Below are 15,782 nucleotides of genomic sequence, written 5' to 3' on the forward strand. Positions count from 1 at the left end.
GGCCGTGTTGAGATCATTCGACAGATAACTCCTGCCGTTAACCAACAGGAATTTAAAGTACACAAAATTTATAGAATTTATTTCCAAGTTCGTCGACGTCTCACTTAAGAAATCGGGTCGAGCGGAAAGGCATGATCGGACGCGGTCGGATAAGGCCGGTCAGGCGTGATAACCGAGGCCCAGAGCCGCCCATCAACAAAGTCAGAAAAAATTTCCACGAAATAGTCCATAAAAAACATATAATAACTGTCAAATGGATGCCGTATCGGGATGCTTCAGGAACCACGCCTGAAATCCGGATGGGACCGAGGAATGACCAAGCAGATACATTTCAACGCCTTCGACATGAACTGCGTTGGCCACCAGTCGCCCGGCCTTTGGGCGCATCCCCGCGACAAATCCTGGAAATACAAGGATCTGGACTACTGGCAAGATCTTGCCAGGACGCTCGAAAGCGGGGTCTTCGACGGCATCTTCGTCGCCGACGTGATCGGCTACTACGATGTTTACAAGGGCAACAATTACCACGCCATCCACCAGGCGGCGCAGATTCCGGTCAATGATCCGATCCAGCTCGCGGCCCCGATTGCGCTCGCCACCGAACACCTCGGCATCGGCATCACCGCCTCGATCTCGTTTGAGCACCCCTATCCCTTCGCACGGCGTCTTGCCACCGCCGACCACCTGACAAAGGGGCGCGTCGGCTGGAATATCGTGACCTCCTATCTGGAGAGCGGCGCCAAGAACATCGGGCAAGGCGGATTGCGTGCGCATGACAACCGCTACGAAGTGGCGAGCGAATATCTGGAGGTCATCTACAAGCTCCTTGAGGGATCCTGGGAAGACGGTGCCGTGCTACGCGACCGCGAGAAACGCATCTTCACCGATCCCTCGAAAGTGCACGAGATCGGCCACAAGGGCCGCTTCTTCGAAGTGCCGGGCTACGCCCTGACCGAGCCGTCGCCGCAGCGCACCCCGGTGCTCTACCAGGCCGGCGCTTCCGGGCCGGGCAAGCAATTCGCGGCGGAGCATGCGGAATGCGTCTTCGTCGCGGCGCAGACCAGAACGATCCTGAAGAACTATGTGCTCGATGTCCGGCTGCGGGCGGCGGCCGTCGGGCGCGATGCGTCGAAGTTCCGCATCTACAATCTGATGACGGTCATCGTGGACGAGACCGACGAGAAGGCGCGCGCCAAATTCCGCGACTATCTCGATTACGTTTCCTATGACGGCTCGCTGGTCTTCATGTCCGGCTGGACCGGCGTCGACTTTTCCCGCTACGCACCGGATGATCTCGTGCGCAAGGTCGAGACCAACGCTATCCATTCGGCGATCGAGAGCCTTTCGGAAGGCGATCCGAACAAGCGCTGGACGATCAGGGAGCTGGCCGAATGGGGCGGTGTCGGCGGCATGGGGCCGGTGGTCGTGGGATCGCCCTCCACCGTCGCCGACGAGCTCCAGGCCTGGGTCGAGGAGACCGACGTTGACGGCTTCAACCTTGCCTATGCCGTAACACCCGAGAGTTTCGAGGATATCGTCGGCTATCTGGTGCCGGAACTGCAGAAGCGCGGCGTCTATCCGACCGGTTATCGCGCCGGCACGCTGCGGGAGAAGCTGTTCGGCGAAGGGCCTTATCTGCCCAAGGCGCATCCGGCCGACCGTTACCGCGACATCGAAGCTTTCAAACGCAACCAGGCAATTACGCTGGCCAATGCCAGCTGAAAATTCCAGTTCAACCCGACGAGGTTTTCCCATGGGAAGCATCACCGACACCACGATCGATTACAGCGTCCACCCGCGCGTCAATTCCACCGATCCCTTCACGCCCCGTCCGCGCCCGGTTACGCCGGCGCATGTGATCGGGAGCGACGAGGAGGCGATCCAGATCGCCGAGACGCTGGCCGCGAGCTTCAAGGTCGGGGCGGCCCTGCGTGACCGTGAGGGGCTGCTGCCGGTCGCCGAGCTCGACGCCTATTCGCAGAGCGGTCTCTGGAGCATCAACGTGCCGAAAGCCTATGGTGGTCCGGAAGTCTCCTATGCCACGCTCGCCAAGGTGATCGCCATCATCGCTGCAGCCGATCCGGCCATCGCGCAGATCACCCAGAACCATCTGGCGATCGTCGCGACCGTCGATCTCGACGGCACGGAAGAGCAGAAGAAACTGTTCTTCGGCTGGGCGCTCGAAGGGATCCGATACGGCAACGCTTTTTCCGAACTGAAGAGCAAGACCGTCGCCGATTTCGAGACCAAGGTCGTTCATGACGGCGACGACGTGGTCGTCGACGGAGAGAAATTTTATACGACTGGCGCGCTCCTTGCCCATATCGTGCCGATCGTCGGTGTCGATGAGACCGGCCAGGGCTATCTCGTCTTTGCCGACCGCGATGCCCCGGGTCTCACCGTCACCAACAACTGGTCGAGCTTCGGCCAGCGCACCACCGCGTCGGGTTCGGTCAAGATCGAAAACGTGCGCGTGCCGAAGGCGCGGGCGCTGAAGGTCACCTCTTTCGACCATCCGACGGTCGGCGGCCCCGTCTCGCAGATCATCCAGTCGGCGATCGATGTCGGCATCGCCCGGGGCACGATCGACGATACGATCGAGTTCGTCAGTAGATATAGCCGCCCCTGGATCGACAGCGGCAAGGCGACGGCCGGCGAAGACCTCTTCACCATCGCCCAGATCGGCGACCTGAAGATCAAGCTGCATGCGGCCGAAGCGTTGCTCGAGATCGCCGGTCACGCCATCGACGTCGCGCGCGCCAATCCGACGCTGGAGGCGGTCTCGGAAGCGACGATCAAGACAGGCGAATCCAAGGTTCTGACGACGGAGATTGCGATCCTGTCGACGAACAAGCTGTTCGAACTTGCAGGAACGCGCTCGACCCTCGCCGAGCACGGGCTCGATCGCCACTGGCGCAATGCACGCGTCCATACGCTGCATGATCCCGTGCGCTGGAAGTACTACCATGTCGGCAATTATTATCTGAACGGCGTCCATCCGCCGCGTCACGCCTGGAACTGAGCCCAGATGAGCACGAATGATCGCAAGCTGCACCGGGAGGCCGCGCTCACCGCCGGCCGTCCTGCGCCGCACATTGCCGCGCGTCGGAGCTTGGCCCATGTCGTCCGGGATGATGCCGAGGCCATCCGGATCGCCAAGGACCTTGCGCTGGAATTCGCGGTCGGTGCCGCCCAGCGGGACCGCGAACGACGCCTTCCGCTCGCCGAGATCGACCGCTTCTCGCAGAGCGGTCTCTGGGCGATCAGCATCCCGAAAGAATATGGCGGCGCCGGCGTCTCGGCGGTGACGCTGGCCGAGGTCACAGCCATCATCTCGGCTGCGGATTCATCGATCGGGCAGATCCCGCAAAACCATTTCTACATGGTGGAGGCGCTGCGACTGGCCGGCGGCGAGGAGCAGAAGCAGCACTATTTCCGGCGCGTGCTGGAAGGTGACCGTCTTGGCAACGCCTTCACGGAGATCGGCACGAAGACCCCGGTCGACTTCAAGACGCATTTCGCCGAGCGCGACGGGAAGCTCTATCTGAACGGTCAGAAGTTTTATGCGACCGGCTCACTCTTCGCCCATATCGTCGTCGCCGTGGCGAAGGGACCGAACGGCCGTGTCCATTTGGTCTTCATCGACCGGGCGACGCCGGGGCTCGACTTCGTCGACGACTGGTCGTCCTTCGGCCAGCGTTCGACGGGCAGCGGGACCGTGACCTTCGATGACGTCGAGGTGACGCCGTTCCAGATCGTCGACCATGATGGAAGCTTCGAAGAGCCGACGCCGATGGGTCCTTTCGCGCAGATCATCCATGCCGCCATGCAGGTCGGCATCGCGCGCGGGGCGCTCGCGGAAACGATTTCCTATGTTCGTGCCCATGCGCGGCCATTTTTTGAACTGACGATCGAGCACGGTTATGAGGATCCGCACACCATACACGGCGTCGGCGATGTGGCGATCAGAGTGCATGCGGCCGATGCGCTGCTCGCAAGGGCCGGCCGGATCGTCGACCGCGCCACCACAGAACCGACGGCGTCGAACGTAGCCGAGGCATCCATCGCTGTCGCGGAGGTCAAGGCGCTCGGGACGGAAGTGGCCCAGCTTGCCGCCACCAAGCTTATCGAGTTCGGTGGCGCGCGTTCGACGCTCGAAAGCTATGGGCTCGACCGCTTCTGGCGCAATGCCCGGACGCATTCGCTGCATGATCCGGTGCGCTGGAAATACCACCATATCGGAAACTTCTATCTGAACGGCATCCTGCCCCCGCGGCATGGCGCCCTCTGATTTCGGAATTCACAACCTCGCGACTATCTGCGACGGCTCCCGCGTTTCGACAGGAATGGAATAATGGCAATCGACAAGCCTCTCGACTTTCTATGGTTCATCCCCTCGTCCGGTGACGGTGCGTATCTGGGGTCGGACGATCTCAGCCGCCCGGCCGATCCCGGCTATTTTCGCGAGATCGCGAAGGCCGCCGACCGGCTGGGATATTCCGGCGTGCTTATCCCGACGGGGGCGGCGTGCGAGGAATCCTTCATTCTAGCCGCGGATCTCGCCGCCCATACCGAGCGACTGAAATTCCTGGTGGCCATTCGGCCGGGCACGGCATCGCCGGCCTATTATGCGCGCCTCGCCGCGACGCTCGACCGCGTTTCCAACGGCCGCCTGCTGATCAATATCGTCGTCGGCGGCAGTGCCCAGGAGCTCGCCGGTGACGGCATTTTCCTGCCGCATGACGAGCGCTACGATCATGCCGGCGAGTTCTTCCAGGTGTTCAACTCGCTGGTCGAGACCGGTAAGGCCAACCTCGACGGCAAGTATATCAAGGCCATCGATGCGAGACTTGGCCTGCCGCCCGTACAGGAACCGCGCCCTCCGCTCTATTTCGGCGGATCGTCCGACGCTGCGATCGCGTTTTCCGGCGGCATCACCGACAAGTACCTGACCTGGGGCGAACCGCCGGCGCAAGTGGCAGAGAAGATTGCCAAGGTCCGGAAGGCCGCCGCGGCGCAGGGCAAGCACGTCACCTTCGGCATCCGTCTCCACTTCATCGTTCGCGAGACCGATGAGGAGGCCTGGGCCGCGGCCGACCGGCTGATTTCCAAGCTTTCCGACGAAACGATTGCCGCAGCGCAGGAGGTGTTCGCGAAGAGCTCGGATTCGGTCGGCCAGGCGCGCATGGTCGCCCTGCATCAGGGGCGCCGCGACAAGCTCGAAGTCTCTCCCAATCTCTGGGCAGGGATTGGTCTCGTCCGCACGGGCGCGGGAACCGCGCTGGTCGGATCTCCGAAGACGATCGCGGAACGACTGAGGGAATATCAGGAGCTCGGGATTGATACCGTCATCGCCTCCGGCTATCCGCATCTGGAAGAAGCCTACCGGGTTTCCGAGTTGCTCTTCCCCGAAATCGGCCTGCCGGGCCCCCACGGGCAGATCCGCTCCTCTTTCGGCGAACGCCGGGTCTTTGGGGGAGGCGGACATGGCGGGAACGTGAAGATCGCATCCGCCTCCTGAGGAATTACAACGAACGCCTCCAGTCTCAAAGGACTGGGGGCGGCGGCGCTACGCTGCATGTTCCACGGCGCCCTACACCGCCACGCCGAAATCCGCCGCCAGCACCGCATCCTCAGCGCCCGCGAATACGGACGCTGCGGACTATCCAGCACCGTCCGCGCCTAGCCGCGCTCGACGATTTCGCTCTTGCGCATGATGACGATATTGTCGGTGACGTAATAGGCCGTCGCGAGATCTGCGTGAGCCCTCTGTCAGTTGACCGCAGCGCGTCGACGATCTGCTGGGTGACATCGTCCTGAACCGCGAATATGTCGGTCAGGTCGCGATCGAACCGCTCCGCCCAGAGATGGCCGCCGGTGGTCGCGTCGATGAGCTGCGCGGTGATGCGGAGCCTGTTCCCCGATTTGCGCACGCTGCCCTCAAGCACATGCCGCCGCCGAGCTTGGTGCCGACCTCCTGAACATGGACGTTCTTGCGCTTGAAAATGAACGACGAATTGCGGGCGATGACGAAGAGCTGCGACAGCTTCGACAGCGCCGATGTCTTCCGAGATGCCGTCGGCGTAATAGTCCTGTTCGGCATCGCCGCTCATATTGACGAAGGGCAGCACGGCGATCGACAGCTTCGGCGATGCTGCCGCCGCGGGTTGGCCCAGATGGATACCGATCCGGAACTCGATGCGACGGTCCTGCGGCACGCCGGCAACGACTTGGTATTCCTTCCCTACACGTCGAAATTTGTCGGCAAGACAATCATGTCCCGGATCGTGACATTGCGCGGGCGGGTCAGCATGAAGATGATGGCATCGGAGACCTCTGAGGGCTCGATCAAACTCCCATTGGCTTTTGCCTTCTCCAGGTTTTCCGCGGGCCAATCGGCAAGCAGAGCGGAAACAACCGGGCCGGGCGACACCTGGCTGACCCTGATGCCGTGGTTTTTCAGCTGCCGGCGCATGATCTGGACGAAACTGGTAATCGCCCATTTGGAGCTGGAATAGACCGGCTCCCACTGGATTGGCGCATGGCCGGCGACCGAGCAAGTGACCAAAATGTCCCCGGTCCCGCGCTCGATCATATGCGGAGCGATGTCGCGGACGTTCTTCATGACGGCGTTCACGTTGAGGTTCAGCATCCGATCGATTGCCGCGGTATCGGTATCAATAAGATCCCCGCCGATGTAGGACCCTGCATTGCAGTGCAGGATGTCGAGATGATCGACTTTTGCCAGGATTTCCGGCACCATGGCCGCACAACTTGCGGCGTCCAGAAGATCGGTGACCTGCATGACGACGGCGTCGCCGAACTCGGCAGCATAGGTTTCCAGCGCCTGTCTGTTGTAGTCGACCATCACGACCTTGGCGCCGGCATCGATAAGGGCACGGGTCGTCGCCAGGCCGATACCGGAAGCTGCGCCGGTTACCGCAGCGATCTTTCCTTCGAGTGGTTTAGTCATCATCTTGTCTCGCTTTTGATTTTCAGACAGCAAGGAAGCCGCCATCGACTGGCAGGACTGCGCCGGTGATCATCGGGGCGTCCTCTGACATAAGCAGTGCGATCGAGCGTGCGACATCGTCGACCGCTGCAAAACGCGCCATTGGGTGGCGAACAATCATCGGGTCACGTTTGGAAGGCTCGGACCACGCCTTGGCGGCAAGCTCCGTCATGGTCACCGTAGGCGCCACTGCATTGACCCGGATTCCATAGGCGCCGAGTTCCCTGGCCATGACACGTGTCGCGCCTTCCAGTCCCGCCTTCGAAGCGGCGTAAGCCATGTGATCCACGAAACCCCGATGTCCGGCGATCGAGGTGACATTCACGATCGTGCCGCCGCCTCCGTTGGCAATGCGAGCTCGCGCGAACTCCTGCGCACAAATCAGCGCGGCCCGCAGGTTGATGCCGAGGACCTGCTCATAGCCCTCCTCGGTCATGTCGATGACGCTTTCAAGCACATTGGTTCCCGCGCAATTGATCAGCGCGTCTGCCAGTCCCGCCTTCTTCATGGCGGCGCGTGCTGCTGCATTGTCGGCGAGATCGACTGATATCACCGTCGCGCCGAACTTTGACGCAAGATCATCCAGATCGGCCTGGGTACGCGACAGGGCTACAATTCGTGCGCCACGGTGGGCGAGCAGTTCAACGCAGGCGCGACCGATGCCCTTGCCAGCACCGGTGATGATTACCGTTTTTCCTGTAAAGTCCGACATGGTTGATCCTTCCGATGCCTGTTGCTCAGAACGGGAGTCTTTGCTCGGTTTGCTTGTCGAACACATGAGCCGCGGCGGGATCGACGTCGAGAAGTATCCTGTCGCCCGGCTTCAGCGCGTGGCGCTCGCGAAAGGCGCACAAGACCCGCTTGCCCGCCAATTGGACTGCCAGCAGAATTTCGGCCCCCGTCGGCTCGATCAACTCGACAGTCGCCGGTACGCCCGCATCGCCGTTCGACAATATCCACTGGTCAGGACGGACCCCGTATATCACCTCCTGGCCGTTGCTTGCCCGCGTGCCTTGTGGAAGGGCAAGAGCCGACCCATCGGCGAGCCGCGCTGAGTTTAAAGAGAGATCGATTGTGGCCGGCAGCATGTTCATCGCCGGCGATCCGATGAAACCGGCGACAAAGGTATTTGCCGGCCTGTCGTAAAGCTCCAGTGGCGCACCGATCTGCTCCACCTTGCCGTCGCGAAGCACGACAATGCGGTCCGCCATTGTCATGGCTTCAATCTGGTCATGCGTGACATAGACGGAAGTCGCGCCGAGGCGCTGGTGAAGAGCTTTGATCTCCGAACGCATATCCACCCGCAACGCGGCGTCCAGGTTCGACAGCGGCTCGTCGAAAAAGAACGCCTTTGGGCTGCGAACCATCGCGCGCCCCATGGCGACACGCTGCCGCTGGCCTCCGGAGAGCGCCTTCGGATATCGGTCGAGATAGGGCGTAAGCCGCAACATCTCGGCAGCCTTGTCGACCTTGGCGTTGCGATCCGCAAGATTTTCGCCGCGCAATTTCAGTGCGAAGGCCATGTTCTCCCGAACGGTCATGTGCGGATAGAGCGCGTAGTTCTGGAACACCATCGCCACGTCCCGATCCTTGGCGGCGATGTTGTCGACGCGATTTCCGCCAAGCTTGATCATGCCGCCGGTGATCTCCTCAAGGCCGGCAAGCGACCGCAGCAGCGTGGATTTGCCGCAACCGGAGGGACCGACCAGTACGACGAACTCACCGTCGGCTATATCGAACGAGATGTCGCGCAGTGCGTGGTAGGAGCCGTAATGCTTGTCGACCTTGTCGAGCTCGATCGTCGCCATGTGTCAATCCTTAGTCAGTTGTGGTCGGGGCGGGTCCGCGGGCAGATCACCACGAGGTGTATCCTGCATCGGCAACGACGATGCTGCCGGTCATCAGGCTGGCGGCATCGGAGGCAAGGAACAGGACGACAGAGGCAATTTCCTCGACTTCGCCCATGCCCGCTTCCGACAGGGCATCAGCGCAGGCATAGCCGATGTTGCGCCCCTGGCCGGTGACGACCGCCACTCTTTCACTGAGATCCAACTTCCGCAGGGACATGCTACTTCCCAAGCTCGATCTGGATCTTCACGGAGGACGGCTTCGGTCGCACGGCGTAATCGAACGCTTCGACAGAATCCTCGAAGGCGTAGGTATCGGTGATCAGCGCATCGACATTGATCTGGTTCGATCCCAAGAGCGCGACGATGCGCGGGTAGACATGGGCGTAGCGGAACACGTGTTCGATGCGCAGTTCCTTGGTCTGGGCGATGACGACATCGAGCGGGACCGGCTTCACGGGCATGCCGACAAGGACGATCGCGCCGCCGGGGCAACCATGGTGCGCCGTGTCTGCGATCACTTCGGACGCGCCGGAACATTCGAAGACGACATCGACGCCCCAGCCGTCGGTTTCGCGGGCTATGACACTCTTCAGGTCCTGTGAGCGCACGTTGACGGTCATGATGGCAGGGCCGAGCCTGCGCGCCACGGCAAGCTTTTCGTCGACAACGTCGGTCACGATAACTCTAGCGCAGCCAGCCGACAGCGCCGCGATCGCTGTGACCATGCCGATCGGCCCGGCACCCGTGACCAGCGCGATCGCCCCGGGCGTCAGCCTCGCCTTGGAGACTGCGTGAAAGCCTACGGCCAGCGGCTCGACCATGGCGCCAGCGGCGTAGGAAACATTGTCAGGAAGCTTGAAGGTGAAGGCCGCCGGGTGGACCACGCTCGGTCTCAGCACGCCATGCACCGGCGGCGTCGCCCAGAAGCGCACCGCGGGATCGAGGTTGTAGAGACCCAGCCGCGACGCGCGACTTTGAGGGTCGGGAATGCCGGGCTCCATGCAAACGCGGTCGCCCACTTTCAGGTTCTGGACCGCGCTGCCGACCTCTTCGATGATGCCGGCGGCTTCGTGGCCGAGGATCATCGGCTCGCGCACGACGAAAGGGCCGATCGCGCCGTGCGTGTAATAGTGAACGTCCGATCCGCAGACGCCAACGGTCTTGATGGCAATGCGCACGTCGGTGGGACCGAGCGCCTCCTTCGGGTCCAGGTCGCGAATGCGCAGTTCGTCTTTTCGTTCGAGGACGAGTGATCTCATGTCTTCAGCCCTTTCGGATAATGAATACGGCAAGCGCCAGGCAGAGCACCGTCGCCACCCACAGGGGCAACACGCCCTCGAGGAAGCGCATCCATAGAAGATGCACCAGGATCAGGATCACGACCGAGATGAAGCCCCTGTCGAAGGCGTTGGTTCGGATTGGCAGGAATCCGTCGCGTTGGGTTTTCTGGGGTTGAACGCCAGCCATCATCTCACCCTTTCAATGCGCCGAACGTGAGGCCGGTCACGATGTGCTTCTGGACGAAGCCGAGCACGATCAGGGCCGGGAGCGTGGTCAGGAACGCCATCGCCGCCATCTCGCCCCAGTTCGTTCCGGTGACCGAGACATATTCGGCGAGAGCGGTCGTCACGGTCCTGGCGTTAGCCGACGATGTTAGGGTCGCTGCGAACAGGTACTCGTTCCAGGCGAAAATCCAGGTCAGGATGAAGGTGACGGCCAACCCCGGCCGCGCCAGCGGCAGGATGACGTTGGACAGCACCTGGCCGGTGGTCGCACCATCGACCCGCGCCGCTTCGTCCAGCTCCAGCGGAATCCCGTCGAGCATGCCCTTCAAGAGCCAGACGGCGAAGGGCAGGTTGAAGACGCAATAGAGCAGGATCAGGCCAATCTTCGTATCGAACAGCATGAAATCGCCGAACACGAACCACTTGGTGAACAGCAGGAAGAGCGGCAGCAGAAACACGGCTGGCGGCGCCATGCGGTTGGTGATCAGCCAGAAAAACACGTTGTCGCCGCCGCCGATTTTGTAACGCGACAGCCCGAACGCCGCGAGCAGGCCGAGCGCGCACACCAGCGCTGCGTTCGATGTCGCCACGATCAGCGAATTCCAGAGATACTGCAGGAATGTCGAGCTGTTCAGCACCGCCAGGAAATTGTTCCAGTAAAGATCGTCGATCAGGAACGATTTCGAATAAAGCTTCACGCGGGGGCGCATCGAAACGACCAGCATCCACCAGACCGGAAGCAGCGTCAGAATGGTCAGGCATATCCAAAGGACGAAGGAGGCTATACCGGAGCGTTTCATTGTGCGCCTCCCTTGCGGCCGGTCATGGCGACGAACAGTAGCCAGCTCAGAACGATCGTGACGTAAAGCGTCAGGAGCGACATGGCCGCACCGTAGCCGTAATCGGTCTTCGGAAAGACGTTGATCCAGATATGAAGGCCGATGAACCGGGTGGCCTCGGCCGGACCACCCTTTGTCAGCATCCAGATTTCGTCGACCGAGCGCAGCGCGTCCATCAGCCGGATGAAGACGGTTGTCAGCAGCACCGGCTTCAACATGGGAACGATCACGTACCAGAAAATCTGCAGCTTGTTGCCGCCGTCGATCTGCGCCTGTTCGAGCGGTTCTTTCGGCAAGGCGGTCAGTCCCGCCATGAGCGACAGTGTGACGAACGGCGTCCAGTGCCACAGGTCCATGATGATCGCCGTGGCGAAGGCGTGATAGGCATTGGTCGAGATGTTGTAGTCGATGCCGAACCACAGTTTCAGGTAATAGGGCACGATGCCCAAGCCCGGAACGCAAAGCAGGCGCCAGGTAGCACCTACTGCAATGGGCGCGACAACGATCGGCAGTGTGTGGATCGTGCGAAAGAACTGCCGGCCCCACAGGCGGTCTGCCATCAGCGCGCGGGCCAGGACGTAGCCTAACAACAGTTCGCTCACGACGACGAAGAATGCAAAGACCAGGGTGCGTGCAAGCGAGTTCAGGAATGTCGTGTCAAAAACGAGGCTGCGATAATTCTGGAGGCCGGCCCAGCGCAGTGTGGGGTCGACTGCGTTGGTGTTCCAGTCGAAGAAGCCGACATAGAGAATGTAGATGAAGGGAACGAACCCGACGACGAACAGGATTAGCGTGGCTGGTGTTAGAAACAGCCATCCGATGTTGGATTGTCTCATCCTGCGCTCCGTCAGATCGTCCTTGACACTTGTTCGCCCGACTGCCTGCATCCCCGCAAACCGCAGTCAGGAAAGGGGCGGCCACCTTGCCGAAGGCGGCCGCCAACCGCTTGGGAGGTGCGGTCTTTACTTGCGGTAGCCGAGCTTCACGAGTTCAGCTTCGGCTGCCGTGGCGGCCTGGTCCAGCGCATCGTCCGGCTTGATCTCGCCGACGATCGCTTTGTAGATGAACGGCGCGACGACCTGCAGAACCTGCGCGTGGAACGGGAACGGCGGAGCTCCGGCAAACAGCTTTCCGTCCTCACGCATCAGCGTGTAGTAGCCGTTCATCTTCTTGTCCTGATCGACGATCTTGGGATCGTCGTAGGTCGAGTTCATGACGATGCGGGAGCCGGCCAGCGCCCAGTCGGTCTGAACTGAAGCCTGCCCGATATACTGCAGGAACAGCAGCGACGCGTCCTTGTTCTTGGACGAATGCGGGATGCCGAACGCGCCACCATCGTAATAGCCGATATATCCTTTGCCGGATTCGGCTGCTTCCATGACACCCGCCTCGACCGGGGGCAACGACACGCCCACCTTGCCGACGACCGTCGATTTGCTTTCGTCAGTAGCGATCCAGGCAGCGTTTTCACCGTAGACGAGGCCTTGGGCTGCGCGGCCGGCGGCAAATGTCCCGGCAACCTCGTCCCAGGTGGACGATGTCGATTCCGGCGGCGCGTATTTCAGCAGGCCGACCCAGTAGTTGAGTGCCTTCTTCGCGGCGGCGGAGTTCATCTGGCCGCCGTTGGCTTCGGTGGCCGCGAAGGTCTTGCCATCGATGCCCCAGTTGTACACGCCGAAGGTCGGCGCGACCGACTCGAAGAATTCGTAGAAGGCGGCGGGGTGGCTCGACGAGGCCTGTACGGTGGTTCCCCAGAGTTCCTTGTCTGCGCCGTATTCGGTGAAGAACTTGGCGATCTGGGTATACTCTTCATGCGTCGTCGCGGGCTTCAGATCCGCACCGGTGGAATCCTTGTAGGCTTTCTGGATCGCCGGATCATCGAAAAGATCCTTGCGGTAGAGGTAAGGCTTGATGAATGCTTCCATGGGGACGCCCATGACATTGCCCGACTTCGGATCCTTGAAATAGTTCAGGAAAGTGGTGAAATTCTCCGGCTTGAAGTCCGGCGAAGCGATCTTTGCATTATCGGCGAGCGACTTGGTGATATCGACCAGGAAGTTGCGGGCCAGATACGTATAGACGATGTCCTGCTCGATATAGACGAAGTCATAGATGCCGGTATTGGCCTCCATGTCCTTGATCGCCTTGTCGTACATCTGGTCCCAGGACGTGGCCTCGAATTCAACCTTGATGCCGGTCTCTTCGGTGAACTTGGGACCGAGCACCTGCTCGACATATTTCGACGCTGGGGTCGATTCCGAGATGCCCCGGATGGTCGCGCCCTGATAGGGCTGGGCGGCGGTCTTCCACCAGGAATCCTGAGCAAGAGCGGTCGAGCTCCAAAGGCCAAGCGAAATGAAGCCGACGCCCACGGCTTTGACGAAACTGTTCATTGTTCTCCTCCATTTGGATCGCAAAATCGGTCCGGTTGTGCGTGCTAAACTCTCCTCCGACACGCTCAACGGACCACAATATTTGTAGAAAGAACGGGTGGACACAAGCGCGGCCGTTGCGCGATACTGATACTTTCATGCGCGAAATGCCGAAAATATCCATGAAATCTTGTGTGCGTTGCACAATCCAATATTGATTGGCAGCGCAGCGAGCATGGCGGGAAGCACGGGAGGATGTCCGCAATGTCAGTTGTTTCGCCGACGGTCGCGAGATTTGAATATGTCTTGACCGGCGCGGACGAGTCGTTCCTCTGGCGCCGCGACGACTATCCGTGGGAACGCAACGTCTGGAATTTCCACCCGGAGGTGGAGATCCACTACATTCCCAACGCCAGCGGCGTCCTGCTTGCAGGCGATCACGTCGGCGCGTTCACGCCGGGCCATATTTCCGTCATCGGCAGCAACCTGCCGCACGACTGGGTGACGCCGCTCGGACCGGATGAGCGCATTCCAGGACGTGACATCGTCATCCAGTTTCTGCCGGCCAAGTTGGAGCAGGCTTCGGCCTTCCTGCCGGAACTGGCGGGCCTGCGTGACTTTCTCACCCGCGCAAAGCGGGGGCTCTCCTTCAAGGGCCGGGCGCGGGAGCAGGCGGAGGCGCTGATACTCGACATGGAGTTCCAGACCGGCTCGCTGCGGCTTTCGACCTTCCTGTCATTGCTCTCGCTGCTGCGGGACACTGACGAGTTCGATACGCTGTCTTCGGAGGCTTATGTGCCGGACCTGAGCTATGGTTCGCTGGAAGCCCTGCAACAGGTCTTCGCGTATCTCTTCGCCAATCTGTCGGAGGACATCCGATTGCCTGATATGGCGCGCATGGTCGGCATGAGCGACAGCGCCTTCTCGCGATTCTTCAAGAAAAACAGCGGCCACAGCTTCACCGACCACGTCAACAAGCTTCGCATCTGGAAGGCGGGTCAGCTATTGACCGATACCTCCATGCCGATAACCGACATCTGCTTCGAGGTGGGCTATCGCAATCTGTCAAATTTCAACCGGGTGTTTCTCCGTCACCATAACTTGACACCGACAAAATACCGGAAACTCTCCACCAACCGCAGAACCGTTCCGGTAACTCGGACAGCGACAGATCAAATGCCTGTGCAGTGATGCCATGCCGATTTTGCTCGCCACCGAAATCGAGAACACGGTTTGCTACATTGGCGTCGACATCGACGACGCGCTGGCTCGCCGAGCCGATCGGCCTCGCCTTGACCTGGCAATAGGCATCCTCCGACAGGCAGATCGCGCCCGCCGCGGCGACGCCCTCCAGGCGCGAGGCGATGTTGACGCCGTCGCCCATCAGATCGCCGTCGCTTTCCTCGACGACGTCGCCCAGATGGATACCGATCCGGAACTCGATGCGACGGTCCTGCGGCACGCCGTCATTGCGCTCCACCATGCCGTTCTGCACCTCGATGGCGCAACGTACGGCGTCCACCACCCTGCGGAACTCGACCAGCGCACCTTCGCCGGTTCGCTTCACCACCCGGCCATGATGCACGGCGATCGTCGGATCGATGAGATCGCTGCGCAGCGCCCGCAACCGCGCCAGGATGCGCTCTTCGTCGGCGCCGGCAAGCCGGCTGTACCCGACCACGTCTGCGGCCAGGATTGCAGCCAGCTTTGGCATCTCGCTCGTGGCGCCGTCTCCTGACTTTCAGGATAGCAGGGTGAAAGGGGCGAGAAAGAGGTTTTAGCCGGTGCTCAGGGCGATCTCGGTTGGCCCTCGTCGAAGACATGCTGGCCGCCGCCCAGGGTGGAGCCAACGGCTGCCTTGCCGTCTTCGACATCGACAAATTCAAGCAGATCAACGATCGGCTCGGCCATCACGCCGGCGATCTCGTGCTGCGCGATTTCGCCCCATCGTATTCACCAGAGCATTCGCCGCAACGATTGTTTCGGCCGGATCGGCGGCGAGGTATTCCTCCTGGTCATGCCGGCAACCGGCGCGGAAGACGCCCTTGCCATCATCAAGCCCGTGCTGACGGTGATCCGCTTCTCGCGGCCTCCGCCGGCATCGCGGCTTGTCTGCCGACAGACAGTGCGCCGGAGCTCTATCGGCGGATGGATCAGATGAGCGGACGGGATAGGGTGCGGGCGGCGTAGGGCTTCAAGATGAA

13 protein-coding genes and 5 pseudogenes are annotated in these 15,782 nt (G+C 61.1%); 6 read left to right on the forward strand and 12 right to left on the reverse strand.

Annotated elements, in window-relative coordinates:
• Positions 1-312: 312 nt before the first annotated feature.
• Genes C4N04_RS07330 through ssuD form a run of 4 tightly spaced genes read left to right on the forward strand, consistent with a single transcriptional unit; the run spans position 313 to position 5,521 of the window.
• Positions 313-1,722, forward strand: coding sequence for an LLM class flavin-dependent oxidoreductase (locus C4N04_RS07330; protein ID WP_077989742.1), 1,410 nt, complete (start codon positions 313-315; stop codon positions 1,720-1,722).
• Between the two features lie 31 nt (positions 1,723-1,753).
• On the forward strand, positions 1,754-3,022 hold the full coding sequence (locus C4N04_RS07335; protein ID WP_077989741.1) for an SfnB family sulfur acquisition oxidoreductase: 1,269 nt from the start codon (positions 1,754-1,756) through the stop codon (positions 3,020-3,022).
• Positions 3,023-3,028: 6 nt separating this feature from the next.
• Positions 3,029-4,291 carry an SfnB family sulfur acquisition oxidoreductase gene (locus C4N04_RS07340; RefSeq protein ID WP_077989740.1) on the forward strand — a complete coding sequence of 421 codons (1,263 nt, stop codon included), beginning with the start codon at positions 3,029-3,031 and terminating at the stop codon, positions 4,289-4,291.
• A gap of 60 nt (positions 4,292-4,351) precedes the next feature.
• Positions 4,352-5,521 carry an FMNH2-dependent alkanesulfonate monooxygenase gene (gene ssuD / locus C4N04_RS07345; RefSeq protein ID WP_086156561.1) on the forward strand — a complete coding sequence of 390 codons (1,170 nt, stop codon included), beginning with the start codon at positions 4,352-4,354 and terminating at the stop codon, positions 5,519-5,521.
• A gap of 72 nt (positions 5,522-5,593) precedes the next feature.
• On the opposite strand, the pseudogene C4N04_RS32095 reads toward ssuD, so the two are convergent.
• The 11 genes and pseudogenes from C4N04_RS32095 to C4N04_RS07400 all read right to left on the reverse strand — a co-directional run.
• Positions 5,594-5,757 (reverse strand): annotated as a pseudogene (locus tag C4N04_RS32095) (ABC transporter ATP-binding protein); the annotation flags it as partial.
• A 26-nt stretch (positions 5,758-5,783) separates the two neighbouring features.
• Positions 5,784-6,170, reverse strand: a pseudogene (locus C4N04_RS07355) (adenylate/guanylate cyclase domain-containing protein); the annotation flags it as partial.
• A 74-nt stretch (positions 6,171-6,244) separates the two neighbouring features.
• Complete coding sequence (locus C4N04_RS07360) at positions 6,245-6,973, reverse strand: SDR family oxidoreductase (RefSeq protein ID WP_096762947.1); 729 nt, start codon at positions 6,971-6,973, stop codon at positions 6,245-6,247.
• A 22-nt stretch (positions 6,974-6,995) separates the two neighbouring features.
• Positions 6,996-7,724: an SDR family oxidoreductase gene (locus C4N04_RS07365; RefSeq protein WP_106795710.1), complete on the reverse strand. Its 729-nt coding sequence runs from the start codon at positions 7,722-7,724 to the stop codon at positions 6,996-6,998.
• 25 nt (positions 7,725-7,749) lie between these two features.
• The gene (gene ugpC, locus C4N04_RS07370; RefSeq protein ID WP_106795711.1) at positions 7,750-8,820 is read right to left on the reverse strand and encodes a sn-glycerol-3-phosphate ABC transporter ATP-binding protein UgpC; all 1,071 of its coding nucleotides are present in this window, start codon (positions 8,818-8,820) and stop codon (positions 7,750-7,752) included.
• 46 nt (positions 8,821-8,866) lie between these two features.
• Positions 8,867-8,983 (reverse strand): annotated as a pseudogene (locus C4N04_RS07375) (SDR family oxidoreductase); the annotation flags it as partial.
• A 97-nt stretch (positions 8,984-9,080) separates the two neighbouring features.
• Positions 9,081-10,121 carry an NAD(P)-dependent alcohol dehydrogenase gene (locus C4N04_RS07380; RefSeq protein WP_106795712.1) on the reverse strand — a complete coding sequence of 347 codons (1,041 nt, stop codon included), beginning with the start codon at positions 10,119-10,121 and terminating at the stop codon, positions 9,081-9,083.
• A gap of 4 nt (positions 10,122-10,125) precedes the next feature.
• Positions 10,126-10,332: a DUF2160 family membrane protein gene (locus C4N04_RS07385; RefSeq protein ID WP_106795713.1), complete on the reverse strand. Its 207-nt coding sequence runs from the start codon at positions 10,330-10,332 to the stop codon at positions 10,126-10,128.
• A gap of 1 nt (position 10,333) precedes the next feature.
• Positions 10,334-11,167: a carbohydrate ABC transporter permease gene (locus tag C4N04_RS07390; RefSeq protein WP_077989734.1), complete on the reverse strand. Its 834-nt coding sequence runs from the start codon at positions 11,165-11,167 to the stop codon at positions 10,334-10,336.
• Complete coding sequence (locus C4N04_RS07395; protein ID WP_064692242.1) at positions 11,164-12,042, reverse strand: sugar ABC transporter permease; 879 nt, start codon at positions 12,040-12,042, stop codon at positions 11,164-11,166. The genes C4N04_RS07390 and C4N04_RS07395 overlap by 4 nt, the downstream gene beginning before the upstream one ends.
• Positions 12,043-12,168: 126 nt before the next feature.
• A complete protein-coding gene (locus C4N04_RS07400) occupies positions 12,169-13,599 on the reverse strand; it encodes an extracellular solute-binding protein (RefSeq protein ID WP_106795714.1) in 1,431 nt (476 codons plus the stop codon).
• A 243-nt stretch (positions 13,600-13,842) separates the two neighbouring features.
• On the opposite strand from C4N04_RS07400, the gene C4N04_RS07405 reads away from it, so the two are divergent.
• Positions 13,843-14,769: an AraC family transcriptional regulator gene (locus C4N04_RS07405; protein ID WP_106795715.1), complete on the forward strand. Its 927-nt coding sequence runs from the start codon at positions 13,843-13,845 to the stop codon at positions 14,767-14,769.
• A 94-nt stretch (positions 14,770-14,863) separates the two neighbouring features.
• Here the strand turns inward: C4N04_RS07405 and C4N04_RS07410 are convergent.
• A pseudogene (locus tag C4N04_RS07410) lies at positions 14,864-15,292 on the reverse strand (adenylate/guanylate cyclase domain-containing protein); the annotation flags it as partial.
• An 89-nt stretch (positions 15,293-15,381) separates the two neighbouring features.
• On the opposite strand from C4N04_RS07410, the pseudogene C4N04_RS07415 reads away from it, so the two are divergent.
• Positions 15,382-15,768 (forward strand): annotated as a pseudogene (locus tag C4N04_RS07415) (GGDEF domain-containing protein); the annotation flags it as partial.
• Positions 15,769-15,782 lie beyond the last annotated feature (14 nt).

The sequence above is a fragment of the Rhizobium sp. H4 genome, assembly GCF_003013335.1.
GTDB classification, from domain to species: Bacteria; Pseudomonadota; Alphaproteobacteria; order Rhizobiales; family Rhizobiaceae; genus Rhizobium; species Rhizobium sophoriradicis.

Excerpts from the sequence above, each read along its gene's own strand:
- C4N04_RS07330 (WP_077989742.1), top strand. The coding sequence starts at position 313 with ATGACCAAGCAGATACATTTCAACGCCTTCGACATGAACTGCGTTGGC.
- C4N04_RS07335 (WP_077989741.1), top strand. The coding sequence starts at position 1,754 with ATGGGAAGCATCACCGACACCACGATCGATTACAGCGTCCACCCGCGC.
- C4N04_RS07340 (WP_077989740.1), top strand. The coding sequence starts at position 3,029 with ATGAGCACGAATGATCGCAAGCTGCACCGGGAGGCCGCGCTCACCGCC.
- C4N04_RS07360 (WP_096762947.1), bottom strand. The coding sequence starts at position 6,973 with ATGACTAAACCACTCGAAGGAAAGATCGCTGCGGTAACCGGCGCAGCT.
- C4N04_RS07365 (WP_106795710.1), bottom strand. The coding sequence starts at position 7,724 with ATGTCGGACTTTACAGGAAAAACGGTAATCATCACCGGTGCTGGCAAG.
- ugpC (WP_106795711.1), bottom strand. The coding sequence starts at position 8,820 with ATGGCGACGATCGAGCTCGACAAGGTCGACAAGCATTACGGCTCCTAC.
- C4N04_RS07380 (WP_106795712.1), bottom strand. The coding sequence starts at position 10,121 with ATGAGATCACTCGTCCTCGAACGAAAAGACGAACTGCGCATTCGCGAC.
- C4N04_RS07385 (WP_106795713.1), bottom strand. The coding sequence starts at position 10,332 with ATGATGGCTGGCGTTCAACCCCAGAAAACCCAACGCGACGGATTCCTG.
- C4N04_RS07390 (WP_077989734.1), bottom strand. The coding sequence starts at position 11,167 with ATGAAACGCTCCGGTATAGCCTCCTTCGTCCTTTGGATATGCCTGACC.
- C4N04_RS07395 (WP_064692242.1), bottom strand. The coding sequence starts at position 12,042 with ATGAGACAATCCAACATCGGATGGCTGTTTCTAACACCAGCCACGCTA.
- C4N04_RS07400 (WP_106795714.1), bottom strand. The coding sequence starts at position 13,599 with ATGAACAGTTTCGTCAAAGCCGTGGGCGTCGGCTTCATTTCGCTTGGC.
- C4N04_RS07405 (WP_106795715.1), top strand. The coding sequence starts at position 13,843 with ATGTCAGTTGTTTCGCCGACGGTCGCGAGATTTGAATATGTCTTGACC.